We start from the raw sequence: 23,336 nt of genomic DNA on the forward strand, positions 1-23,336 counted from the left end.
AGAAAACGGAAAATAAAGCACGCTAAGCCGGTTGCAGCGGCCGTAGCGGCCTGAACTTGCCCGCGCCGATCTTGGCGCTGCTGCGCCAGAGGTAATCGCCGGTCAGGTTGATGTGCTCCCAGCCGAGCGGCGACAGGTACTGCAACAGGCCGTCATCGACGGCTTGACCGTGGCCACGCAAGGCGTTCGCGGCCCGCTCCAGATAGACCGTGTTCCATAGCACGATGGCCGCCGTCACCAGGTTGAGGCCGCTGGCCCGGTAGCGCTGCTGCTCGAAGCTGCGGTCGCGGATTTCCCCCAGGCGGTTGAAGAACACGGCGCGGGCCAGCGCGTTGCGCGCCTCGCCTTTGTTCAGCCCGGCATGCACGCGGCGGCGCAGCTCGACGCTTTGCAGCCAGTCCAGGATGAACAGTGTGCGCTCGATGCGTCCCAGCTCACGCAGGGCGACGGCCAGGCCGTTCTGGCGCGGGTAGCTGCCAAGCTTCCTGAGCATCAGCGAGGCCGTCGCCGTGCCCTGCTTGATCGAGGTGGCCATCCGCAGGATTTCATCCCAATGGGCGCGGACGTGCTTGATGTTGAGCGTGCCGCCGATCATCGGTTTCAACGCCTCGTAGGTGGCATCGCCCTTCGGGATGTAGAGCTTGGTGTCGCCCAGGTCACGAATGCGCGGGGCGAAGCGGAAGCCCAGCAGGTGCATCAACGCGAAGACGTGGTCCGTGAACCCTGCCGTGTCGGTGTAGTGCTCCTCGATCCGCAGGTCGGATTCGTGATACAGCAGGCCGTCGAGCACGTAGGTCGAGTCGCGCACGCCGACGTTCACGACCTTGGTGTGGAACGGCGCGTACTGGTCGGAGATATGGGTGTAGAACGTCCGCCCTGGGCTGCTGCCGTATTTCGGATTGATGTGGCCGGTGCTCTCGGCCTTGCTGCCGGTGCGGAAGTTCTGGCCGTCCGACGATGACGTGGTGCCGTCGCCCCAATGCTCGGCGAAGGGATGTCGGAACTGCGCGTTGACCAGCTCGGCCAGTGCCGCCCCGTAGGTTTCGTCGCGGATGTGCCAGGCTTGCAGCCAGGCCAGCTTGGCGTAGGTCGTGCCGGGGCACGATTCCGCCATCTTGGTCAGGCCCAGGTTGATCGCGTCGGCGAGGATCGTGGTCAGCAACAGGTTTTTGTCCTTGGCCAGGTCGCCTGACTTCAGGTGGGCGAAGTGCCGGGTGAAGCCCGTCCATTCGTCTACCTCCAGCAGCAATTCGGTGATCTTGACGTGCGGTAGGATCATCGCCGTCTGGTCGATCAGGGCCTGTGCGGTATCGGGCACCGCCGCATCGAGCGGCGTGATCTTCAGGCCCGACTCCGTGATGATGGCGTCCGGCAGCTCGTTGGCCAGCGCCATGCGGTTGACGGTGGCGAGCTGCGTTTCCAGCAGCGTCAGCCGGTCATGCAGGTACTGGTCGCAATCGGTGGCCACGGCCAGCGGCAATTCGCTGGCCTGCTTGAGGCTGGCGAATTTCGCGGGCGGCACCAGGTAGTCCTCGAAGTCCTTGAACTGGCGCGAGCCTTGCACCCAGATGTCGCCGGAGCGCAGCGCGTTCTTCAGCTCCGACAGCGCGCACAGTTCGTAGTAGCGCCGGTCGATGCCGGTGTCGGTCATCACCAGCTTCTGCCAGCGCGGCTTGATGAACTCGGTCGGCGCGTCGGTGGGCACCTTGCGGGCGTTGTCGCTGTTCATGCTGCGCAGCACCTCGATGGCGTCGAGTACGTCCTTGGCGGCGGGCGCGGCCCGCAACTTGAGCACGTCGAGAAATTCCGGCGCGTAGCGGCGCAGCGTGGCGTAGCTCTCGCCGATGCGGTGCAGGAAATCGAAGTCCTCGGGTTGCGCGAGCCGCTGCGCTTCGGTGACGCTCTCGGCGAAAGCATCCCAGGACATGACGGCCTCGATGGCGGCGAACGGATCGCGGCCCGCTTGCTTGGCCTCGATCAGCGCCTGGCCGATGCGCCCGAACAGCCGCACCTTGGCATTGATCGCCTTGCCGGATGCCTGGAACTGCTGCTGATGCTTGTTCTTGGCGGCATTGAACAGCTTGCCCAGGATGCGGTCATGCAGGTCGATGATTTCGTCGGTGACGGTGGCCATGCCCTCGATGGCGAGCGCCACCAGGGTCGCGTAACGCCGCTGCGGCTCGAACTTCGCCAGGTCGGCGGGCGTCATCTGGCCGCCCTCGCGGGCGATCTTGAGCAGCCGGTTCTGGTGAACCAGCCGCTCGATGCCGGAGGGCAGGTCGAGCGCCTGCCACGCCTTGAGGCGTTCGATGTGTTCCAGCATGTGCCGCGAGTTCGGTTTGACCGGGGATTGCCGCAGCCAGGCCAGCCACGTCGTCTTGCCGTTGTCGCGGCGCTTGAGCAGATCGTCGAGGCGACGGCGATGCACGTCCGTCAGCGGCTCAGCCAAGGCGTCGTAGAGACGCCGGTTGGCGCGGGTAATCGCTTCGGCGCTCGCCCGCTCGACGGCGTTGAGGGCGGGCACAATGACCGACTGCCGCCGCAGGTGCTCGATCAAGGCTCTGGCCAGCACGATGCCCTTGTCGGTTTGCATGGCCAGCTCGGTCAGCAACTGGACAGCCTGCCGGTAGTGGCCAATCGTGAACGGCTGGAAGCCGAACACCGTTTGCAGCTCGACCAGGTGCTCGCGTCGGGTCTGCTCACGCTGCCCGTACTCGTCCCAGCTTTCGATGCCGACCTTGAGCTGGTTGGCGACCAGTCTCAGCAATGGCGGGAACGGTGGCTCATCAGCGCCAAGGATGACGCCGGGAAAGCGCAGGTAGCAGAGCTGCACCGCGAAGCCCAGCCGATTGGCCGGGCCGCGCCGCTGCCGGATGATGGAGAGGTCGCTTTCGCTGAACGTGTAGTGACGGATCAACTCATCCTTGGTGTCCGGCAACGCCAGCAGGCTTTCGCGCTCGGCGGCGGAGAGGATCGAACGGCGGGGCATGCGGTTTCCTTCTTCTTGAAAACGTAGGTTTGTGACAAGCCCGCCAAGGCAACCGGCGCGGCACGGGAATCAAGGCATTGCGATTCTCGAAAATAGTTCTTGAAATTCTATTCTTGATTGCATATCATCTCAACGAGTTTCGATAAGAAAGGATGCCCATGCGACCGTCTGTTGTGCTTGACATGAAGCGAAGCGCAGTGCGTGAAGCGGTAGGCCGCTTTCGCGCCGCGAACCCGCGCGTCTTCGGCTCGGTGCTGCATGGCACCGACCGGGATGGCAGCGACCTCGACCTGTTGGTCGATGCGCTGCCCGGTGCCACGTTGTTGGACTTGGGCGATTTGGAAGAAGAACTGAAATCGCTGCTCGGCGTTGACGTCGATCTGCTGACTCCCGGCGACCTGCCGCCGAAGTTCCGGGCCAAGGTGCTCGCGGAGGCGCAACCGATATGAGCGAGAACCGCCTGCCCGATTACCTCGACCACATTCAGCAGGCCGCAACCGATGCGCGCAGCTTCGTGGAAGGGATGGCCAAGGACGACTTCTTGGCCGACAAGCGCACCCAGCAGGCCGTCATCATGAGCCTGATCGTCATCGGCGAGGCGGCCACAAAGGTGATGGATGGCTACGTCGAGTTCACCCAGGCAGGCTCTGTTGCAAAAATCGTGAAGCTTGAGCATGCTTGGCGGAGATTGGACGGACGGAACGATGACGGATTTCAAGTGGCGCCATTTCCAGGGTGATGTGATCCTGTGGGCGGTGCGCTGGTATTGTCGCTATCCGATCAGCTATCGCGACCTTGAGGAAATGCTGGCGGAACGCGGCATTTCGGTCGGCCATACGACGATCTATCGCTGGGTCCAGTGCTACGCCCCGGAGATGGAGAAGCGGCTGCGCTGGTTCTGGCGGCGTGGCTTTGATCCGAGCTGGCGCCTGGATGAAACCTACGTCAAGGTGCGGGGCAAGTGGACCTACCTGTACCGGGCAGTCGACAAGCGGGGCGACACGATCGATTTCTACCTGTCGCCGACCCGCAGCGCCAAGGCAGCGAAGCGGTTCCTGGGCAAGGCCCTGCGAGGCCTGAAGCACTGGGAAAAGCCTGCCACGCTCAATACCGACAAAGCGCCGAGCTATGGTGCAGCGATCACCGAATTGAAGCGCGAAGGAAAGCTGGACCGGGAGACGGCCCACCGGCAGGTGAAGTATCTCAATAACGTGATCGAGGCCGATCACGGAAAGCTCAAGATACTGATCAAGCCGGTGCGCGGTTTCAAATCGATCCCCACGGCCTATGCCACGATCAAGGGATTCGAAGTCATGCGAGCCCTGCGCAAAGGACAGGCTCGCCCCTGGTGCCTGCAGCCCGGCATCAGGGGCGAGGTGCGCCTTGTGGAGAGAGCTTTTGGCATTGGGCCCTCGGCGCTGACGGAGGCCATGGGCATGCTCAACCACCATTTCGCAGCAGCCGCCTGATCGGCGCAGAGCGACAGCCTACCTCTGACTGCCGCCAATCTTTGCAACAGAGCCCTCCAAGGTGCAGTCGATCACCCTGGCGATCGGACGGGACGCCGCACGGTTTGACGACCATTTGCGGCGCGTGCGGGCGAGCGTATGATGAATCGTCCCCACATTAAGCTTGGCTTGATCGCCGCATGTCTGGCGATGGCTTCCCATTCCGGCGCCGAAGCGAAGAAGAAAAAGGAAGCTCAGGTCGAGCAGGCGGCGCCCATAGACCTCGCGGCACTGGATGAAGCGATCAGAGCCGATCGGCTCGTCCAGGCCAAAACGCTGATCGAACAATCCCAGCTCGCCCGTCAGTCCGGACCGATGCTCGATCTGCTGAAGGCCGAATATGACCTTGCGCGCGGGCAGAATGATGTGGCGCTGGCGGGCTTTCGCCTTCTTGTCGCCGATGCGGGCGTGGGCGCGCGCGCTCAGCAAGGCGCCGGGATCGCCTCGGTCCGGATCAACCGGATCGACGACGCAATGGGTTATCTGACGGCGGCGACCAAAGCCGATGGCTCGCTTTGGCGCGCGTGGAGCGCGCTGGGTGTCGCTTACGATGTCAAGCGGAACTGGCCGGCGGCGGAAGCGGCCTACGCAAGCGGGCTTGCCGCGCGCCCCAACGCTGGAGAAATTCTTGCAAACCGGGGATATTCGCGCTAAATACGTGACCGGCGCCGAACTGGTCATCGACGGCGGCTGGTCCGTCAGCGCTTGAACTCGATCACAATCACAGAGGAGTAATCATGTCGAATCTAGAAGAGGTGATCAGCAGGTTTGCACTGGCCGATCTTGTGTCGGATTATTGCCTTGGCGTGGACAAGCATGAACTGGAGCGATTCCAGGCGATCTGGTGGGAAGATGCAGTCTGGGATATCGAGTTTGTCCAGAAATTCAGCGGTATCGACGAGATCAGCGGCGCAGTTGAAAATCTGATCTGGCCGATGTGGCAGAGCACCACCCATTATTGCACCAATCACCGTCTTGAACTCAACGGCGATACCGCAAAGGGCATTTGCGACGTCTACTGCATCGGCAATCTTGCCGATGGTCAGGCCGCACATGTCGTCGCGAGCTATCATGACGATTATGAACGCCGCAATGGCACATGGAAGATCAGCCGCCGGTTCGTCAACCAGCGCGTTTTCAGCCCGCTCACCGGATTGAAGCTTTCACCTCCGGGCCAATGATTGCCGGCCGGTAAAACGCATCAACTCTCAAGCGTGATATTTGGAGGAGAGACATGGCAAACCGATTGACCGGCAAGATTGTCCTTGTAACCGGAGCGGCGAGCGGACTTGGAGAAGCACAGGCCCGGGTCTTTGCACGCGAAGGCGCGAAGGTGATGCTGGCCGATATATCCACGGCTGGCGCAGATGCCGCTGCCAAAATCAGGGATGAGGGCGGAAGCGCCGATTTCGTGCAGCTCGATGTATCGAAACTGGAAAGCTGGAAAGACGCGGTAAGTGCGGCCGTTCAGACTTTCGGCGGCCTGACGTCACTGTCGAACACTGCTGGCATCATCCATTATGCAGGCGTTGAAGAAGAAACGATGGATGGCTGGAACCGGATCATCTCGGTTAACCAGACCGGTGTTCTTCTGGGCATGCAGGCGGCTCTTCCCGAGTTGGTGAAAAGCGGAAACGGCGCCATCGTCAACGTCAGTTCCCTGATCGCCCTGATCGCGGCACCAGGTTCGATCAGCTATGTGTAGGCGCTTGCAATCATAGCGGCGTGTGCTCGCAAACAGCCTGATTTCCTGCTCACGCTTTCTGCCACTGGCGGGGAGCGTCCTGCTCGAATTATCTGCCAGTGTGCTCGCCATCATCCGGCGCTGCTTGCAAACGGGGCGTTGTGCTCACGCTCCGTGCCAATGGGCTCTCCAAACCCGTAGCCGGCAAGCGCTTTTGGGGGTGACTACACGAAAGTGACGTATCTGCACGGAAAGGGCGAACGGATAGCGAACGTCACGCGGCAAGTAGGGAGTTGACGGCGCGCAGCGGTCGCAAGGCGTCCGGATCGGGTTGATCTTCAACATTCCAGCTATAGTCACCGGTCAGCGAGATATGCTCCCAGCCCAATGGCGCGATGTGGCGTGCGATTTCGTCGGCTGTGCCGATGTCCGCCAGCGCCATTTCGAGATAGCGAGTGTTCCACAAGATGATGGCGGCGACGAGCAGGTTGAGGCCGGAGGCGCGATAGGTCTGGTTCTCGAACCGACGATCGCGCAGTTCGCCGAGCTGGTTGAAGAAGAGCGCGCGGGCGAGCGCGTTGCGGGCTTCGCCTTTGTTGAGGCCCGCCTGGGTGCGCCGGCGCAGGTCGATGTCGCGCAGCCAGTCGAGCATGAAAATGGAGCGTTCGAGGCGGCCCAGCTCGCGTAGTGCGAGGGCCAGTCCGTTCTGTCGCGGATAGGCGGACAAGCGGCGCAGCATTGCCGAAGCAGTGACGGTGCCGGTGCGGATCGACGTGGCGAACCGCAGCAGTTCGTCCCAATGCGCCGCGACATGACCCAATGCGATCGGTTCGGCCGTCATGCCGGCAAGCAAGGGGCCGGATTCTTGGCCGGGAAGGAGGTGTAAACGACGCTCCTTGATGTCGCGCAGGCGCGGCGCGAAGCGGTAGCCGAAGAAGGGCATGAGGCCGAACACATGGTCCGATGCCCCGCCCGTATCGGTGTAGTGCTCCTCGATCGTCAGGCCGGTCTGGTGATACAGCAAGCCATCCAGCACATAGGGCGCTTCGCCAGCGGTCGCCGCGATCACCCGACTTGCGAAGGGGTCATATCGATCCGAGACATGGGTGTAGAAGGCAACGCCTGGTTCGTTGCCGCTGCGCGCGTTGATGTCGCCGATCGCGGCCCCACGGCCCCCGGCATGAAATTGCTGTCCGTCGCTCGACGAAGTGGTGCCGTCTCCCCACAGCGCGGCGAGCGGCATGGCGCGATGGGCGTCGATCAGCCTTCCCAACGCTTCGCCATAGGCGGCTTCGCTGATGTGCCAGTCGTGAAGATGGGCGAGCTGACGCAGACTTGCGCCCCGGCAGGTTTCCGCCATGCGTGTGAGGCCGAGATTGATGCCATCGGCGAGGATGACCGTGAGCAGCGCATTGCGATCGTCGGCTTCCCGGCCCGAACGACGATGGATGAAGCATTCGCTGAACCCGGTCCAGGCATCGACCTCCAGCAGAAGATCGGTGATCTTCACGCGCGGCAGTCGATCATAGGCGGCGCGACGGGCAATCTCGGTGGCGGGCGGTGTTGCCGCCTTCAGCGGCGAGATGATGAGACCGTTTTCGTCAAGCTTAACCTGGGGCAGCTCCCCTTGCCGTGCAAGGACCGTTACCTGCTCGATCGCCGTGTCGAGCCTGGTGCGCCGTTCCTCGATATGGCGCTCGAAATCCGTTTCGATGGCGAGCGGCAACGGCCCCTTCTCGCGCAGCGCCGCAAAGGTCGCCGGCGGTATGAGATAGCTGTCGAAATCGCGAAACTGCCGGCTTCCCGCGACCCATATATCCCCGGCTCGCAACCGCTCGCGTAGTTGCGACAAGGCGCATAGTTCATAAGCGGCACGATCAACGATGCCATCCCGCAGGACGAACGGGCGCCATGCGGGCGGCACAAAGCGTAGCGGCACGCGATCAGGCAAGCGCCGTTTGCCGGTCCGATATAGCTCCGCGATGATGGCCAGCGCTGACAGGAGCCCCTGAACCGCGCCGGCGCCGCGAAACTCGAAGGCGTTGAGAAAAGCGCCGACAAAGAGCTTCACCGTCCGATGCCGCTCGATCAATTCGGCGGTGCGATCGACGGTTTCCGGTCGCCCGAGCACTTCGGCCTGCTCGACGGCCACGGCGAAGTGCTGCCAGTCCAGCGCCTCGATCTGCGCCAGAGAATCCACGCCCTTGCTGCGCGCGTCGATGAGGAGGCGGCAAGACCCCGTGAGCGTCCGGAGGTGGCCTTGCAACTCGCGCACCGTCTTGGCCTCCGTCAGCGCCGAGGGCCCAATGCCAAAAGCTCTCTCCACAAGGCCGCGCCATGCTGCCCAACAGCTTGTCGAACATCGTCAGGGTGGCGTCGGTCAGGCTTTCCTCAAGCCGGATGCCGGTTGCCGCCAGCGTCGCATGGCGGCGCAGGGCATTGAGTTCGCCAAGGTGCTGGGGTGTGATGCGGCTGCCTTCGTCCGCCAGCCTGTCAAAAGTCAAAGCCGGGATCATGTCGGCACGGGCGCGATCGAGGCCCAGCGCGCGGATATAGGCGAGCCGTTCGATCAGGCGCAGGATGTTGCGCGCTGCCGGCGATTGTGGCGCATTGCGCATCCAGGATAGCCATGTCGCGACCTGCCCCGGTCGTCGGGCCAGCAAATCGTCCAGGCCCTGAAGGGTGTCAGGCAGCAGGCCATTCGTGAGCACTTCATAGGTAAGCTGTTCGGCTTGCTGGCGCGCCCGCCGCAGCACCGCTTCGAGAATCGACGGAGAAGGCAGGAGGATCTGCAGGCGCCGGAGTTCATCGACGATGACGTCTGCCATCTGGCCGGGGTGTATGATGGTCTGCGCGATTGGGACCGAGAAGGCGACAACTTCACGGAAAGCGTTGCGGTCAAAAATCCTGAACCCGTGCGATCGTCGGATTTCGACGAGATGCTCGCGACGGGTCTGGTCCCGATGGGCATAATCCGCGAAGGCTGCCGGCGCGACGCCGAGTTGCTGCGCCACATAGGCGAGCACAGGAGCGGGCGGGACTTCGCCCGCTTCCAGCGCACGGCCAGGCCATCTCATATATAGCATGAGCATCGCATAGCCGAGCCGGGTGGCATCGCCGCGACGGCGGCCGACAATTTCCAGGTCGTCGCTGGTCAGCGTATAATGACGCGCGATCTCGCGCTCATCGAGCGGCGCGCCATAATGCCTCGCCCAGATTTCCAGGCTCACCAGTCGCCGTCTCGCCAAGCATCATCTCCTTCGCTTTGCGTGTCCGTCAGACGGTCCTCTGGCGGCCAGCAGGAATATGTCCGTTAACTCTGGACCTATAACGGCGATTCGGACAAGATCAGATAATGATGGGAAAACGGACAGGATTGGGCTGCATGTGGCGTTGATCGGCTATGCGCGCGTCTCGACGGCAGACCAGAAGCTCTCACTCCAGCTCGACGCGCTGAACGCGGCCGGGTGCGACCGGATATTCGACGATCACGCATCTGGTGCAAAAGCCGATCGGCCCGGCCTGGCCGAGGCGCTCGCCTATCTGCGCAGCGGCGACACGCTGGTGGTTTGGAAACTCGACCGTCTTGGGCGCTCGATGAGCCATCTGATTGAGAAGGTCGGCGAGCTAGCGACGCGAGGTATCGGGTTCCGCTCGCTCACCGAGAACATCGACACCACCACTTCGGGCGGGATGCTGGTGTTCAACATCTTCGGCTCGCTTGCCCAGTTTGAGCGCGATCTGATCCGGGAGCGCACCCATGCAGGCCTCAAGGCCGCTCGCGAGCGAGGTCGCCCCGGTGGGCGGCGGCCAGTGGTCACACCTGACAAGCTCCGCAAGGCGCGCGAACATATCGCTTCCGGCCTCACAGTTCGCGAGGCCGCCGCGCGCCTCAAGATCGGCAAAACCGCCCTCTACAAAGCCCTCGAAGCCACGGAGAAGAACACAAAGTCCCAGCGTTCCCGGTCCGTTCGCTCTTAGCGTGCAGATAAGTCACTTTCGTGCAGTCACCCCTTTTGCGAAGCAGGTTTCCAGAACAGTTCTGACAAGCGGCGGGCCGCAGAAATGCGTTGTCGTCATGGCCCGCCCGCGAGGTCGTCAGAAAGGAAGGTTTTCGCGAACAGGGCCGGCGCGTCGTGCTAGGCGATGGAACCCCGCAAGCGGACAGGATGCGATGACCAGGACCGAAATGCTGGAAACGATGAAGCGTCTCGACGCCCATGCGAACGCCCTGTTGCTTACCGGGGCCTCCGATATCGATCTGCTCGGCGGCATGTTCGACGTGATGCCCGACTTCAAGGCGTTGCTCGACGCCGGATACGGCGGTGAAATCGACAAGAACGCTGGTCGCTTCCCCGGTTTGCATCGCTACGCCGTCATGCTCTCCAATGTCGCCGAGGGGATCGCGGAAGGTTCCATCCGGGTGCCGCGCTGACGCCCTGTTTCGCTGGCAGGGGATGTGAGCAGACCTTTATGATTGCGAGCAGCGCAGGATGATGGCGAGCACATTGGCAGATAGCGCGAGCAGATCGCCGAGCCGGTTGTCAGATAATCCGAGCAAAAAAAGGCTCTGTTTGCAAGCAAACGCCGCTACGATTGCAAGCACCTACACTTATCGGGCCGTCCGGAAAGGATCGCAGCTTTCGCCTGCGGAGGAAATTGCTGCAAATGAATTAGGAATATTCGCGATACGGATTTGATCGAAACGGGGCCAACTGCCCACAAATCGGTCATGGGGATTGAGCGACCGCGCTTTGAAAGCAGCCATCGCATGCTATGGTCGCCTTGAGCATTTCCCGGCAGGCGGAATATCCGCCGACCGGAAAGCCCGCTAAAACAGGAAGCCGGAGCAGCCGGGCCGACGCCGTCGGACCGGACGCCGCTTCGGCTTCGCATCGCCAGGAATTGGAAGCGAACATGTCTCGAGACAATGCCATCGTCATGCGATACGACAATCCCGACATTCCGTCCGGCCGCGACATCGTATATCTTCACGGCCGCGGCAGCACCGAAAGGGAAGCGGGGTTCGCGCTGCCCCTTTTCGGCCGCGCGAATGTTCGCTCCTATCGCGGGCCGCTTCCCCAGGGGCCGGGGTTCGCCTGGTTCGAAAATGCCGGGATCGGCGTCGCCCTGCCCTCCAGCCTGTCGGGCGAAACGTCGAAGGTCGGCGACTGGATCGCCGCAGATACCGGCCGCCAACGGCCCTGGCTATGCGGTTTCAGCAACGGCGCCGCGATGGCCGCCAGTCTTCTGCTCAGCAATCCGGGGGCCTATAGCGGCCTCATCATGATCGGCGGCTGCTTCGCGGTGGAGGACGGCGACCTGCCGGACAACGGCCTGCTCGACAAGCCGGTCCTCTTCTGCCGGGGCCAATTCGACGATGTGATCCCGCGCCACAAGTTCGAGCAGGCGGAAGCCTATCTCTCCGGCCCCAGCGGCGCGCGGGCGACTTTCATCCCTTATGAAGGCGGGCATGAACTGCCGTTGCCGATCAAGGCGGCGGTGCAGGGCTGGCTCGGCGCGGAAAGCCGCTGAATTTCGTCCCGTCCTTGGCCATGGCCGAACGGGAGCGCCGGATGATCGAGAACCGGCCGCATCCGGAAATGATCGGATGCGGCCGGCACTGTTCCAGGATCAGGCCTTTGCTTATGCGGTGATCGGCGGAAGCCCCTCCACCGCGCGGCTCAGAAGCTGCACGATGCCCTCCTCCGTGATCGGACGGGGGTTGGGATAGGGGTTGGCGACCGCCAGCGCGGCGGCCTTCGCGATGCCGTCCTTGGGCATGCCGAGCTTCGCCAGCGACATTTCCGCGCCCAGGCCCACCGCCAGTTCGTACAGCTTGGTCGCGGGGTCGCCGCCGCCTAGTGCGCGGCTAGCCCGTTCCATCGCCTCCGGCACCGACGGCGCATTATAGGCGATCGCATGGGGCAGCACGGCGGTGTGGGTCTGCGCATGCGGCATGTCGAAGGTGCCGCCCAGCGTGTGGCAGAGCTTGTGGTGCAGCGCGACGCTCGCCGCGCCCAGGACGCTGCCGGCGAGCCAGCAGCCATAGAGCGCGTCGCCCCGCGCCTTCGCATCGGTGGGATCGGCCTTGATCAGCGGCAGGCTCCTGGCGAGCGCCCTGATGCTTTCCTCCGCCATCAGGGAGACGATGGGATTGCCGTCGAAGGCATAGAGCCCCTCCATCGCATGGGCGATGGCGTTGAGGCCGCTAGCGATCGACATTTCGGCGGGCAGCGACAGGGTGAGATCGGGGTCGTAAACGACCACCTTGGGCAGCACCTTCTTGTCGCGACCCGTGGTCTTGATCCCATCTTCGGTCAGGCCCCAGATCGGGGTGACTTCCGAACCCGCATAGGTGGTCGGAACGACGAGCGAAGGCAGGTCGAGCCGAAGCGAGAGCGCCTTGGCCAGCCCGACCGTGGACCCGCCGCCGATGGCGACCGTGCAATCGGCGTTCAGTTCCCTGGCGACGGCGGCCGCCGCGTCGACCGTCGCGACCGGGACGTGCATGACCGCCTTGCTGAACAGGCCCACGGCCTTGTCGCCCAGGGTGGCGGCAAGCTCCTGCGCGCTGCCGGCCTGCTCCGGCGTCGAAAGCACCAGCGCGCGGCTGCCGACATGCGAAAGCTCGTCAGCCACCCGCCGCACCGAACCCGCGCCGAAGATGACCCTATAGGGTAGGGGATCATAAACGAATTGCATCACGCTTCCTCTCTATCTCATTAGAATTGGCGAATATCCGGGGCAGAGGATCTTTGCCTGCTGCCAGCGCTTCGCCATGAGCCAAGTCGACCGATAAAAGGGGAAATCGGGCAGACGCACAAGGGGCCAGGCCCGCCCATGCCGGTGCGGGAGCCGCCCGCCCCCTGTTCGGCAGGGCTGTCGCAACGACCGGAACGGGCCGGTCCCGACATGAAGAAAATTCCCGCAAGCATATGGATTTTATAGTGTTTTTCCTTTTCCCGACCCGCCACATCCTTGGCTCGCCGGCCGCATGGCTCGCCTTCCGGCGGGGCGCGGCGCGGCACTTATTCATGGAGCGAATTGCGAATATCCGGATTCGAAGCGCCATCGCCCTCCGCCGCCCCGCCCACGAATTCGGGCAAGGACGGGCCTTCGCCCTCCTCCGAAAGGCCGCGCATGCGCGACAGAATTCCGCGCAGCCAGCGATTGCCGGGATCGTCATGGAATCTCTCATGCCAATATTGCTTCACGGTGAAGCCTGGAAGGGCGACGGGCGGCTTGAGAATGCGGACGCTCTTGGTGTTCAGCAAGCCGGTAAGGCGGGAGGGCGTGGTCAGGATCAGTTCCGACTGCTCGGCTATATGGGCGCTCAGGAGGAAGCTCTCCGCCATGACGGTGATGTTCGATGGACCCACGATCTTGCGAAGCAGCTTTTCCACATCCTCATGGATGTGGCCAAGGTGGCGGCCGTCGACCAGGACGTGCCGGGCGGCCTTAAACCTGTTCATGGTCAGGCGCCCGGCGGGCAGATAGCTTCGCGGCACGACGCAGACATATTCCTCCGGGAAAAGCGTCTGTTCGACGACGCCGGCATAGAGCGCCGGGAAACTGCCGATCGCGATGTCGACCTCGCCGGTCTCGAGCCGGGCGATCAGCTTTTCCCCTCCCAGGGGAATGGCCTTGAACCGCACGCCCGGCGCCAGATCGCGCACCCATTGCAGGACGCGGGGAAGGACGAGCAGATGCCCGACATCCGAAGCCGCGATGTGGAAATCGCGGTTCGAAGTCGCGGGATCGAATGTCGGCTCGCCGCTCAGGCGGGAATGATAGAGTTCCAATGTCTGCGACACGGCGGGCGCGGCGGTGATGGCCAGGGACGTGGGCTCCAGGCCCCGGCTGGTCCGCACGAAAAGCTGGTTCCCGAAATGCTCCCTGAGCTGTTTGAGATGACGGCTGAGCGTGGGCTGCGGCATATCCAGCATCTCCGCCGCCACCCCCACGCTTTTCGCCCGCATCAGGGCCTGAAACACAGTCAAATGCATGAAGGAAATCATTGCGCCATTTCCGGTTTCCGAATGAGAAAGCACCGGAAACCCTGCTATTGCGTAAAGCGCTGCATGGCCAGGAACATTCGCTTTTCGAATGCCGGATATTCGTGAACCCGCGTGGAGTAAACGGCTTTGGAGTGCTATTTCAATGGAGGTCCCGCTCCTCGCCGCCAGGCGAAAAGCAGAGGCGCGATTTTCGGACTATATTTTGATCTTGGAGAGCGATCGTGGATACGAACCATATCACCAGCCTGCATCATATCACCATCTGCACCGGCACAGCCCAGGGCGACATCGACTTTTTCGTGAAGGTCTTGGGCCAGCGCTTCGTGAAGCGGACCCTGTTCTATGATGGCAGCATTCCCATCTATCACCTTTACTTCGCGGACGAACTGGGCACGCCCGGCACCGTCATGACGACCTTCCCCACCCGTCGCACGGGCCTGAAGGGCCGCAAGGGTTCCAACCAGTTCACCGTCTGCACCTATTCGATCCCCAAGGGGTCGCTGGAATGGTGGATCGGCCACCTCAACAAGCATGGCATCGAGACCAGCGCGCCGGGCACCCGCTTCGGTCAGCGCTTCGTGAGCTTCCAGCATCCCGACTGCGGCATCGAATTCGAGGTGCTGGAGGACGAGACCGACACGCGGGCGCCCTATGATTCGCCCTATGTGCCGCTCGAATATGCCCAGCGCGGTTTCCATAGCTGGACGGCCTCCGTGCGCGAGCTGGAGGACATGGACTTCTTCATGGAGAATTGCTAAGGCAATCGTCACCGCTACCGCGTGAAGGGTTCGACGGAAGCAGGCACGATCATCGACCTGCTTCATGAACCCGACGTGCGCCAGGGTAGCTGGACGATCGCGGAAGGCATCATCCACCACGGCGCCTTCGCCGTGCCCGACATGGACGTCCAGGCCCGGATCAAGTTCGACACCGAGGGCGTCGGCTTCACCGACTTCTCGGACCGCAAGAACCGCGGCTATTTCGAATCCACCTATGTCCGTACCCCGGGCGGCGTGATGTTCGAAGCGACCCACAGCCTGGGCTTCACCCATGACGAGGACGAAAACACCCTCGGCATGGACCTGAAGGTTTCGCCGCAGTTCGACGACAAGAAGCACCTCATCCAGCAGGCGATGGAAGACGATCCGATCGTCGTCTGATCGCTGACGCAGGAAAGAAAGGGAGGCCCGGCAAATGTCGGGCCTCTTTTTTTGCGTCCTGGAACCTTGAAGTCCTGGGAAAGGAGAGGACGGCTATTGCCGGAATGTCCTTGCAGCATCGAGCAATAACTCGCCGAGCAGGAACCGAGCGAAGTCGAAGGCCCATATCGAAGCATCAGTCCTTCGATACGCCTCTTCGACAGGCCCTAAGAGCCCGTTTCGAAAGGTCGAAGGGTAGTCAGCGCCAAACGGCACGACCCTTTCCATATCCGGGAAAGCGGGCCTCGAATTCGTCCATAAATTTGAGCCGGACAATGTTCAGTTCGCCGATCAGTTCAGCGGGAAAGTCGGCCATACCGGCTTCGTCCATGAGATCGTAGAGACCCAGCATCACTTGCTGCATTCGCTCCGCCGGATCGACGGGCAAGCCATATTCATCGCGCTCTTCGCTCATCTTCACGTCTCGCGGTGGGACAGAGGTTGAGCATCGCGGCATGGTCTGATTCAAGGGGGTTGCTTACACCATCCTTGGACAGATCATGTGGACCCGCGACACTCGGCGGCAGCATAGCCGCGATCATCTTCGATATCCAACCAGCCTAACGGACGCCGAATGGCAGATTATCGCCTGTCATCCGCAGGATACCCCGACAAACGGACGGCCACGGCGCTGGTCGTGGCGCGCGTTGCTCGATGGCATATTGTTTATCCTACGCACGGGCGCTCCGTGGCGCTGCTTGCCTCCCGGTTTTCCGCCATGGCAAACCGTCTACAGATGGTTTGCGTCTCTACGTGACCGAGGCTTTTTTCAGGCGCTTAATCATGCCCTCGTCATCGCTGACCGTAGCAGTCAAGGACGAGAGGAGGCACCGTCTGCTGCCGTGATCGACAGCCAGTCTGTGAAAACCACGGAGGCAGGCGGACCACGCGGTTACGATGCCGGGAAGAAAGTCATGGGGCGAAAACGGCATGCCATGGTCGATACCGATGGCCGCGCCCTAGAACTGTTGATCCATGCTGGAGATGTTCAGGATCGCGACGGAGCCATCCCTTTGTTGCAGCAATCTCGACACCGACACCCCTTTGTCTCCAAAGCGTTCGCGGACAGTGCATACAGCGCCGCTCGTGTCATCAACGCCACATCCATCAGCATTGAGATCGTTAGAAAAATAGCCGGTCAGGTCGGCTTTACCGTTCATCCTCGTCGATGGGTGGTCGAGCGCACCTTCGCTTGGCTCGGACGAAACAGGCGGTTGGCGAAGGACTTTGAAGCCACCCTCAGTTCCGCCACCGCCTTCCTCTACGCGGCTGCGGCAATGGTCTTGGTCCGCCGCATGGCCCGCGCATCATGACTTTCGAAACGGACTCTAAGCATGTCGAATGACTCGACGGCTACTCCGGTGATTTAACGCAGGGGTTCTTTGGAGCGATTTCCAAGCAATCGAAACCGCTCCAAGAGGAGGATGACGTTGCCCAAGCGCAGGGGCTTCGATGCCGATAAGCCGCCTGATCCGGGCAACATCTGCCCGCACGGGACAGCAACTCCGGCGAAAATTTGGCGACTGCTCTCCGGCCCTCCGGTGATGGATGGGATGGCCCCCCTGGAACGAACCCGCGCCGGGCCGGTCTCAGGGCGCCCGCCTGTCCGGCAGGGGGGATAGGGGGGGCACTTGCCCCTGCCCCTTACGCTTCGGCATTCGCCAATATGGGCGCTTTCCGATCGACCAATATGTTGAACAGAAGGGGCGCCAGGGCTGCGCTGATGATGGCAACCAGCACCATGGCCGCATTGGTCGCCGTATCGAGCACGCCGATCCGCGTCGCAATGTCGGACGCGGCGACGATCAGGCTGAGGCGGGCGCTCAGCAGCAGGCCGGCCGCGACGGCCATCTTCCGACCATGCGCCGGAACCAGCAGCAATGCGGGAATGATCTTGTTGGCGAAGGCGACCGCCACGAAGCCCGGCACCAGCAACAAGGCCTTGGGCGAGGCGAAGAGGGCGGGAATGTCGAATTTCAGGCCGACATTGATGAAGAAGAAGGGAACGATGAAGCCGTAGCCGATCGCTTCCAGCGTCTCGCGCCGATGGCTGTTGCGGGGGATGATCTGCCCCAGCAGCAATCCGGCGAGGAAGGCCGCCAGCACCAGTTCGGATTCCAGCCGCTCCGCGAGCCAGGCGACCATGAACAGCAGCGCCAGGCTGAGCCTGACCAACGGCAGGCTGGTCCGGCTGTCCAACTGCGCGGCCGGCACCCGCGCCAGCAGCTTGGGCAGCAGCCAGATCGCCAGCCCGGCGATGCCGACGAGCGCCAGGCTGCCCAATGCGCCCTCGGCGCGGCCGCTGACGACGATGCCGGCCAGGGACGAGATGGCGATCATCGTGAAAAAATCCGCGAGCAACGCGGTGGAGAGGATGGTCTGGCCATAGGCGCCGTCGGCCAGGCGTCGTTCCTGTATGGTCGGCACGACGATCCCGACCGACGTCGTCGACAGGATCACGGCATAGATCGCCAGATGCAGCAGCGGCGTCGAGGAGTCGAGCAACAGCCAGGCGCCGAACGCGGCCATGACCACGGTCATCAGCGACATCATCACCGCGAGCATGAGCGGACTCGCCTGCTTCGCCTTCTGCCCGCGCGCGAGCAGCATGCCGAGATCGATTTCCAGTCCGGCGATCAGCATCAGCACGCCGAATCCCAGCTTGGCGAGCATTTCCATGGCCGGTCCCGGCGCCAGCAGCGCCATGCCGTTGGGACCGATCAGGATGCCGAAGGCGATTTCCAGCACCAGGGCCGGCAACAATGCCCTGGGCATCCATCGGGCGAGGATGGCAGCTATCGCGCTGCCGGCACATGCCAAGGCTATTACGGAAATGATCACTCGCCCGCCTGCTTTCAGATCGCGATGTCGACACCGCTCAACAGTGAATATGGGGAAATTCCCCTACTGGCTCCCAATCCCGTCGAGTATCTCTCAGGATGAATAATCATTATTCGGATTATGTCGGGTCGGCGAATCCGGCCGTTACTGTCCGCTCCTCAATATTGGTCCAGGTCGCGGCCATGGGCGACTTCGCCGTGGAAATGCCGGGATATTCCCGCGGCATAGGATTCGACATCGGTTTCCCCGTCATTGCCAGGCGCGAAATGCGTGAGGATGACCTTCTTGACGCCCGCGGCGGCGGCGATTTCGCCGATCTGCTCCCCGGTCAGGTGGTCTTCGCGCATATGTTCCATCAGCGGCGGAATCTGATCGGCGGAGAAGCCCGGATAGCTTCGCAGCAATTTTTCCATGCGGGCAATGTCGATCACCTCGCAGACAAGATAATCGGCATCCTTCGCCAGGATCTTCAGGCGTTCGGACGGTCCGGTGTCGCCGCTGAAGACATAGACCTTGCCTCCCGCCTCCACGCGATAGGCATAGGAACGGGACGACCGCGCCTCGATCGATCCGGCCGGATAATGATAGTGATCGACGCCGATGGCGAACACCCGCACCCGATCGTCCTTGTAGACCAGCCGCGGTTCATTGAGGTCAAGCGGCAGGTCATGGCCGACCGCCGATCCGGCGAGGGGCGGCTTGACCGGGCCGCCGACCGTCACCGGGGCCAGCTCCACCGGCCGAAAGGCGGCGAGCGTCCCGGCGACGAGCTGCGCCGATCCCGGCGGTCCGTATATCTCCAGCGGAGGCGCGTTGGCGAGAAGCCAGCGGTCGATCATCAGCACGGGAACATCGGCGACGTGATCGATATGATGGTGGGTTAGGAACAGGGCCTTGACCGACCCCAGCCCCAGCTTGCTGGCCGCCATCTGCCTCAAAAGGCCGTCGCCCGCATCGATGAGATAGGTTTGCCCGCCGACGACGATCGCATTGGCGGGCTGGGAGCGTTCCAGCCGCGCTATCGGCCCGCCGGCCGTGCCCAGCAGGATGAGGCGCGGCGGCTGCGCAGGCGGCGTTTCCGCCCGCGCAGCCACGGTTCCGGCTAGTGCGAATATCAATATTGGGAGCAGATGCTTCATCGGGACGACCCCTGTTCGACTATTGGCGCTTTTGCGGCCGGGCCGCTGCCTTGGGCGGACCGGCAGGATCAAGCCGGAAGAGGCTGGATTCCGGTCAGCGAATGGCCCGGCCCCAATGGTTCGGCCGGGCCGACGGGCACGATGCCCGTGGGATTAACGCTGGTGTGGCTGCGGTAATAATGCGCCTTGGCATGGCGCAGATCGATGGTCGGCGCCACGCGCTCATGGGACGCCAGCTTCCAGGTCAGCCGCGAAAGATTGGGATAGTCGGCGATGCGGCGCAGATTGCATTTGAAATGCCCGTGGTAGATCGCATCGAAGCGGACCAGCGTGGTGAACAGGCGGATGTCCGCTTCCGTCAGCCTGTCTCCGACAAGCCATTCCCTGCCCGTCAGATGCTCCTCCAGCCAGTCGAGCGTTTCGAACAGCGGATGGACCGCCTCCTCATAGGCTTCCTGCGTCGTCGCGAAACCCGAACGGTACACGCCGTTGTTGAGCGTTTCGTAGACGCGCGCGTTGATCGCGTCGATTTCGGCGCGCAATTCCTGCGGATAATAATCGCCGGGAAGCGCCCCCACATGATCGAACGCCGAGTTCAGGATCCGGATGATCTCCGACGATTCATTGTTGACGATCCTCTTCTCGAACTTGTCCCACAGGATCGGGATGGTCACGCGGCCGGTATAGGTCGGATCGCCCGCCAGATAGACCTGATAGAGATATTGCGCGCCGTTGACGCTGTCCGGCACGACGCCCTCGCCCGGCAGGAACGTCCAGCCCTTCTCGCCCATGAACGCATTGACCATGGAGACGGAGATCAACCCCTCCAGCCCCTTGAGCGCGCGCATGATGAGGACGCGGTGCGCCCAGGGACAGGCGAAGCCGGCATAGATATGATAGCGGCCCGGCTCGGCCTGGAAACGGCCGTCCAGCCCGTCGCGATATTGCGATTCCTTGCGCACGAATCTGCCGCCGCTCGATTTCGTGTCATACCAGGCGTCGCGCCAGACGCCGTCAACCAACAGGCCCATATATCGGTATCTCCATCTTCGGCCCGGCCGATCCGCTTCGCATGATGCCGGGCAGGTTCGCGCATGATCGGCGAGAGACGGCGCTCATCCCGCGCATCCGGGATGCTGCGCCGGCGCGTCATGGGATCGAAATCCGTCAGAACGAGGAAGGACGACAGGGCCACAGGATTCCGGCAGGACGGACGATGAGGCCATTCTCTCTCTCTCCACGCGCATATTATGCGGAACCACAAAGGATGTGGCGCCCCCGCTTTCAAGCGCGGATTATGAAAACCCCTTATCCATTTTCTGGATGTAGACAGGCCGCGGCATTGCGGCGCCGCCCGAACGCATGCGCGGTGGCCATGTCGGCCCGATCGGTCGGGAATGCCTCAGGCCGCTTGGGCAGTGCGATCGCAGGCGATGCCGCCAAGCTCGATCAACGTCCGGGCTTCGCGCAGGATATTGTTCCACAATTCGTCGCCCAGCGCATTTTTCAGCTCATCCTGGGCCTTGCGCCATTTGGGGATCGACACCTCCAGCGCCTCATGCCCGCGCTCCGTCAAGCGCACCAGCCGCTGGCGCCTGTCCTTGCCCTCCCCGATCTCCAGGAATCCGTCCCGCACCAGCACATCGACGTTGCGCGTCGTCGTGGTGCGATCGGTCTCCATATGCTGGGCAAGCGTCTGCATGGTCGCGTTGCGCAGATAATAGACGCGCATGAGCAGCGACATCTGCACCGGATTGACCGGCGATCCCGCCATGCTGTCGACATAATGCTTCATGACGGCGCGATTGGCCGCCCGCAGACCTTCCGCGAGGCAGATGTGGGGCGTGTTCCTGACTTCCTCCAGGAAGGCGATGGGTCGTAGCGCGCTCATTGTGTGAGCATACACTTATGGCGCACGCCTGTCGACCCCCCAGGCGCATTGCCGCGCCGGGGAAGCCGGCCGTACGGTGCCGGCCGGGGGTCGCAATAGGGATTCCGCCGGCGTTTTCCCCCGGATGGAGCGCCTGCGCGCCGGTTCAGCGTCCTTTCGCGACGAGGATAAGGCTGTCCGCCCCGGCATGGCGATGGGCCGCGATCTCGCGATAGCTTTCGCTGTCGGCGAACGCGTTGAAGGCGTCCAGATCGGCGAATTCCAGGATCACGATCTTCTCATAAGACCATTGGCCTTCCTGGACGACCGGATTGTCGTCGGCGGCGACGAGCCGGCCATCATATTGCTGGAGCACCGCGCCGAAGCGCTCCCGATATTTCTCATATCTCTCGCCGTCGTTGATCTTGACCTGAGCCACTGTGTAGACCGCCATTCCTGCATCCTTCCCGAATTCTCTGACGTCTCTTCAAGGGGGCCGCCTTCCGCGGGCGAAGGCGGCCCGGTCCGACCTTCGTTCAGGCCGCTGCGTTCAGCGTTTCCAGCGTCGGATAATCGGTATAGCCCTTGGCATCGCCGCCGTAGAAGGTCGGACGGTCCCAGGGGTTGAGCGGAGCGCCCAGGCGGATTCGTTCGACCAGGTCGGGATTGGCGATGAACGGACGCCCAAAGGCGATCGCGTCCGCCAGCCCCTTGCCCACTTCCTCCTGGGCGGAAGCCCCCTCATAACCGCCGGCGGCGATCAGGACGCCGGGCCAGGAGTCGCGGAAGAGTTCAGCGGCGGAGGGCGCGCTATCATTGAGGACGTCCGCCTTGCCGGTCCCGGCTATCCGCGGTTCGATCAGGTGCAGATAGGCCAGTTGGAAGCCGGAAAGCGCGGCGATCGCATGCCGGTACAGCGGCAGCGGATCGTCCTCGCCGGAATCGTTGGTGGTGCCGAAGGGCGACAGGCGCACGGCGACGCGGTCGGCCCCCGCCTCCTCCACCACGGCGCGCGTGACGTCGAGCAGGAAGCGGGTGCGGTTCGCGATCGATCCGCCGTAAATATCCTGCCGCCTGTTGGAGCGGGACTGGAGGAACTGCTCGATCAGATAGCCGTTCGCGCCATGGATCTCGACCCCGTCGAATCCTGCGGCGAGCGCGTTGCGGGCGCCGGTGCGATAGGCCTCGACGATCGCGGCGATGTCCTCAAGCTCAAGGGCGCGGGGCGTCTGGAACGGCTCCAGCTTCCAGCTCGCGGTGAAATGATCGCCCGCGGCGGCGACGGCGGACGGCGCGACCGGCGTTTCGCCATGGTAGGATGAATGGGAAATGCGCCCCACATGCCAGAGCTGGAGGAAGATGTGGCCACCCGCTTCATGCACCGCGTCGGTGACCCTTTTCCAGCCGGCGATCTGTTCCGCCGTATGGATGCCGGGGGTTTGCGGATAGCCCTGGCCGGTCGGCATCACCTGGGATGCTTCCGCGACGATGAGGCCGCCCGGCGTCGCCCGCTGGCGATAATATTCGACGGCGATGTCGCGCGGCACCATGCCCGGACCGGCGCGCATCCGCGTCAGCGGAGCCATCACCACGCGGTGGGACAGTTCGAGCCGACCGATCCTGAGCGGCTGGAACAAGGCGGATTGGGTCATTGGCAACTCCTGGCAATGCTGGCTGAGGAAAGGGGGCGAGGGTCGCGGGACTTCATCCCTGTCGTTCGGCTCTCTCCGCAAGGGAGCCGGGCGCGGACGATCCGAAGGGGCCGGGCCATGGCTGACGTGCTTGTCCGCGCAAATCGATCATCCGACACCCTACTCCAGGACGGCATGGCCGCTTCTTTCGACCAGGCGCGCCCGGCGCCTCGTTACGGTTTAATTTTGCAACCATGCGGATAGTGCCGCCTATGGTTTAAAATTGCAACCATAATATTTTCAAGGATGACGACTGCCGCCGCCGGCTCCCGACGGCATGGGAATGGCGCGGGCAGGCCGGCGCCCCCGCCTTATAGCTCGTCCTGTCCAGGCCGAACCGCAGCGCTGCGCGGGCGGCTATCGGTCCTCGACGGACCCGGCGGAAAGGGAATGC

Annotated in this window: 21 protein-coding genes and 2 pseudogenes; 12 read left to right on the forward strand and 11 right to left on the reverse strand. The window is 62.9% G+C overall.

What is annotated here, in order from left to right:
• Window positions 1–22 precede the first annotated feature (22 nt).
• Window positions 23–2,989 carry a Tn3-like element ISPa38 family transposase gene (locus G432_RS19715; RefSeq protein ID WP_003100881.1) on the reverse strand — a complete coding sequence of 989 codons (2,967 nt, stop codon included), beginning with the start codon at window positions 2,987–2,989 and terminating at the stop codon, window positions 23–25.
• A gap of 158 nt (window positions 2,990–3,147) precedes the next feature.
• Between G432_RS19715 and G432_RS19720 the strand changes: the two genes are divergently transcribed.
• From G432_RS19720 to G432_RS19745, 6 genes and pseudogenes are all read left to right on the forward strand, one after another.
• A complete protein-coding gene (locus G432_RS19720; RefSeq protein WP_001247892.1) occupies window positions 3,148–3,438 on the forward strand; it encodes a nucleotidyltransferase family protein in 291 nt (96 codons plus the stop codon).
• Window positions 3,435–3,632, forward strand: a pseudogene (locus G432_RS19725) (HepT-like ribonuclease domain-containing protein); the annotation flags it as partial. The gene G432_RS19720 and the pseudogene G432_RS19725, both read left to right, overlap by 4 nt.
• Window positions 3,633–3,693: 61 nt before the next feature.
• Window positions 3,694–4,458, forward strand: a complete 765-nt coding sequence (locus tag G432_RS19730; RefSeq protein ID WP_041865600.1) for an IS6-like element IS6100 family transposase — start codon at window positions 3,694–3,696, stop codon at window positions 4,456–4,458.
• Window positions 4,459–4,596: 138 nt separating this feature from the next.
• On the forward strand, window positions 4,597–5,151 hold the full coding sequence (locus tag G432_RS19735) for a hypothetical protein (protein WP_144062185.1): 555 nt from the start codon (window positions 4,597–4,599) through the stop codon (window positions 5,149–5,151).
• Window positions 5,152–5,234: 83 nt separating this feature from the next.
• Window positions 5,235–5,678: a nuclear transport factor 2 family protein gene (locus G432_RS19740; protein WP_015449273.1), complete on the forward strand. Its 444-nt coding sequence runs from the start codon at window positions 5,235–5,237 to the stop codon at window positions 5,676–5,678.
• 53 nt (window positions 5,679–5,731) lie between these two features.
• Window positions 5,732–6,202: an SDR family NAD(P)-dependent oxidoreductase gene (locus tag G432_RS19745; RefSeq protein ID WP_015449274.1), complete on the forward strand. Its 471-nt coding sequence runs from the start codon at window positions 5,732–5,734 to the stop codon at window positions 6,200–6,202.
• Window positions 6,203–6,455: 253 nt separating this feature from the next.
• Here the strand turns inward: G432_RS19745 and G432_RS19750 are convergent.
• Window positions 6,456–9,429 (reverse strand): annotated as a pseudogene (locus G432_RS19750) (Tn3 family transposase).
• Window positions 9,430–9,568: 139 nt separating this feature from the next.
• Between G432_RS19750 and G432_RS19755 the strand changes: the two are divergent.
• The 3 genes from G432_RS19755 to G432_RS19765 all read left to right on the forward strand — a co-directional run bounded on the left by G432_RS19755 (window position 9,569) and on the right by G432_RS19765 (window position 11,716).
• Entirely contained in the window at window positions 9,569–10,162 is a 594-nt protein-coding gene (locus tag G432_RS19755; protein WP_013039114.1) for a recombinase family protein, read from the forward strand.
• 220 nt (window positions 10,163–10,382) lie between these two features.
• On the forward strand, window positions 10,383–10,616 hold the full coding sequence (locus G432_RS19760) for an arylsulfatase regulator (RefSeq protein WP_236626754.1): 234 nt from the start codon (window positions 10,383–10,385) through the stop codon (window positions 10,614–10,616).
• A 482-nt stretch (window positions 10,617–11,098) separates the two neighbouring features.
• Entirely contained in the window at window positions 11,099–11,716 is a 618-nt protein-coding gene (locus G432_RS19765; RefSeq protein WP_013054035.1) for an alpha/beta hydrolase, read from the forward strand.
• A 111-nt stretch (window positions 11,717–11,827) separates the two neighbouring features.
• Here the strand turns inward: G432_RS19765 and G432_RS19770 are convergent, their stop codons facing one another.
• Both G432_RS19770 and G432_RS19775 read right to left on the reverse strand, forming a co-directional pair.
• On the reverse strand, window positions 11,828–12,886 hold the full coding sequence (locus G432_RS19770) for a maleylacetate reductase (RefSeq protein ID WP_015449275.1): 1,059 nt from the start codon (window positions 12,884–12,886) through the stop codon (window positions 11,828–11,830).
• 326 nt (window positions 12,887–13,212) lie between these two features.
• On the reverse strand, window positions 13,213–14,190 hold the full coding sequence (locus G432_RS19775) for a LysR family transcriptional regulator (protein ID WP_236626941.1): 978 nt from the start codon (window positions 14,188–14,190) through the stop codon (window positions 13,213–13,215).
• A 233-nt stretch (window positions 14,191–14,423) separates the two neighbouring features.
• On the opposite strand from G432_RS19775, the gene G432_RS24370 reads away from it, so the two are divergent.
• Together G432_RS24370 and G432_RS24375 are read left to right on the forward strand one after the other, a co-directional pair.
• Complete coding sequence (locus G432_RS24370) at window positions 14,424–14,960, forward strand: hypothetical protein (protein ID WP_330218207.1); 537 nt, start codon at window positions 14,424–14,426, stop codon at window positions 14,958–14,960.
• Between the two features lie 21 nt (window positions 14,961–14,981).
• A complete protein-coding gene (locus G432_RS24375) occupies window positions 14,982–15,362 on the forward strand; it encodes a hypothetical protein (protein WP_330218208.1) in 381 nt (126 codons plus the stop codon).
• A gap of 238 nt (window positions 15,363–15,600) precedes the next feature.
• Here the strand turns inward: G432_RS24375 and G432_RS19785 are convergent, their stop codons facing one another.
• On the reverse strand, window positions 15,601–15,816 hold the full coding sequence (locus G432_RS19785; protein ID WP_007687848.1) for a hypothetical protein: 216 nt from the start codon (window positions 15,814–15,816) through the stop codon (window positions 15,601–15,603).
• A gap of 85 nt (window positions 15,817–15,901) precedes the next feature.
• On the opposite strand from G432_RS19785, the gene G432_RS22790 reads away from it, so the two are divergent.
• Window positions 15,902–16,714, forward strand: a complete 813-nt coding sequence (locus G432_RS22790) for an IS5 family transposase (protein WP_031291306.1) — start codon at window positions 15,902–15,904, stop codon at window positions 16,712–16,714.
• A 331-nt stretch (window positions 16,715–17,045) separates the two neighbouring features.
• Here G432_RS22790 and G432_RS19795 read toward each other — a convergent pair whose 3' ends face one another.
• The 6 genes from G432_RS19795 to G432_RS19820 form a co-directional block, all read right to left on the reverse strand.
• A complete protein-coding gene (locus G432_RS19795; protein WP_007687844.1) occupies window positions 17,046–18,164 on the reverse strand; it encodes a cation:proton antiporter in 1,119 nt (372 codons plus the stop codon).
• 236 nt (window positions 18,165–18,400) lie between these two features.
• Window positions 18,401–19,381, reverse strand: a complete 981-nt coding sequence (locus G432_RS19800; protein WP_007687842.1) for an MBL fold metallo-hydrolase — start codon at window positions 19,379–19,381, stop codon at window positions 18,401–18,403.
• Window positions 19,382–19,449: 68 nt separating this feature from the next.
• A complete protein-coding gene (locus tag G432_RS19805; protein WP_007687840.1) occupies window positions 19,450–20,412 on the reverse strand; it encodes a glutathione S-transferase family protein in 963 nt (320 codons plus the stop codon).
• A gap of 371 nt (window positions 20,413–20,783) precedes the next feature.
• Entirely contained in the window at window positions 20,784–21,272 is a 489-nt protein-coding gene (locus G432_RS19810; RefSeq protein ID WP_007687838.1) for a MarR family winged helix-turn-helix transcriptional regulator, read from the reverse strand.
• A 145-nt stretch (window positions 21,273–21,417) separates the two neighbouring features.
• Window positions 21,418–21,705, reverse strand: a complete 288-nt coding sequence (locus G432_RS19815; RefSeq protein WP_007687835.1) for a DUF1330 domain-containing protein — start codon at window positions 21,703–21,705, stop codon at window positions 21,418–21,420.
• An 82-nt stretch (window positions 21,706–21,787) separates the two neighbouring features.
• Window positions 21,788–22,903 (reverse strand): alkene reductase, encoded by a 1,116-nt coding sequence (locus G432_RS19820; RefSeq protein WP_007687833.1) that lies wholly within the window; start codon window positions 22,901–22,903, stop codon window positions 21,788–21,790.
• Window positions 22,904–23,336: the final 433 nt, after the last annotated feature.

Source organism: Sphingomonas sp. MM-1, from assembly GCF_000347675.2.
GTDB classification, from domain to species: Bacteria; Pseudomonadota; Alphaproteobacteria; order Sphingomonadales; family Sphingomonadaceae; genus Sphingomonas_E; species Sphingomonas_E fennica.

What these genes read in the sequence shown, in the direction of transcription:
- G432_RS19820 (WP_007687833.1), bottom strand. Translation starts at nt 22,903, where the DNA reads ATGACCCAATCCGCCTTGTTCCAGCCGCTCAGGATCGGTCGGCTCGAA.
- G432_RS19760 (WP_236626754.1), top strand. Translation starts at nt 10,383, where the DNA reads ATGAAGCGTCTCGACGCCCATGCGAACGCCCTGTTGCTTACCGGGGCC.
- G432_RS19815 (WP_007687835.1), bottom strand. Translation starts at nt 21,705, where the DNA reads ATGGCGGTCTACACAGTGGCTCAGGTCAAGATCAACGACGGCGAGAGA.
- G432_RS19810 (WP_007687838.1), bottom strand. Translation starts at nt 21,272, where the DNA reads ATGAGCGCGCTACGACCCATCGCCTTCCTGGAGGAAGTCAGGAACACG.
- G432_RS19770 (WP_015449275.1), bottom strand. Translation starts at nt 12,886, where the DNA reads ATGCAATTCGTTTATGATCCCCTACCCTATAGGGTCATCTTCGGCGCG.
- G432_RS19785 (WP_007687848.1), bottom strand. Translation starts at nt 15,816, where the DNA reads ATGAGCGAAGAGCGCGATGAATATGGCTTGCCCGTCGATCCGGCGGAG.
- G432_RS22790 (WP_031291306.1), top strand. Translation starts at nt 15,902, where the DNA reads ATGTGGACCCGCGACACTCGGCGGCAGCATAGCCGCGATCATCTTCGA.
- G432_RS19730 (WP_041865600.1), top strand. Translation starts at nt 3,694, where the DNA reads ATGACGGATTTCAAGTGGCGCCATTTCCAGGGTGATGTGATCCTGTGG.
- G432_RS19800 (WP_007687842.1), bottom strand. Translation starts at nt 19,381, where the DNA reads ATGAAGCATCTGCTCCCAATATTGATATTCGCACTAGCCGGAACCGTG.
- G432_RS19805 (WP_007687840.1), bottom strand. Translation starts at nt 20,412, where the DNA reads ATGGGCCTGTTGGTTGACGGCGTCTGGCGCGACGCCTGGTATGACACG.
- G432_RS19745 (WP_015449274.1), top strand. Translation starts at nt 5,732, where the DNA reads ATGGCAAACCGATTGACCGGCAAGATTGTCCTTGTAACCGGAGCGGCG.
- G432_RS19715 (WP_003100881.1), bottom strand. Translation starts at nt 2,989, where the DNA reads ATGCCCCGCCGTTCGATCCTCTCCGCCGCCGAGCGCGAAAGCCTGCTG.
- G432_RS19775 (WP_236626941.1), bottom strand. Translation starts at nt 14,190, where the DNA reads ATGCATTTGACTGTGTTTCAGGCCCTGATGCGGGCGAAAAGCGTGGGG.
- G432_RS19735 (WP_144062185.1), top strand. Translation starts at nt 4,597, where the DNA reads ATGATGAATCGTCCCCACATTAAGCTTGGCTTGATCGCCGCATGTCTG.
- G432_RS19720 (WP_001247892.1), top strand. Translation starts at nt 3,148, where the DNA reads ATGCGACCGTCTGTTGTGCTTGACATGAAGCGAAGCGCAGTGCGTGAA.
- G432_RS19740 (WP_015449273.1), top strand. Translation starts at nt 5,235, where the DNA reads ATGTCGAATCTAGAAGAGGTGATCAGCAGGTTTGCACTGGCCGATCTT.
- G432_RS19765 (WP_013054035.1), top strand. Translation starts at nt 11,099, where the DNA reads ATGTCTCGAGACAATGCCATCGTCATGCGATACGACAATCCCGACATT.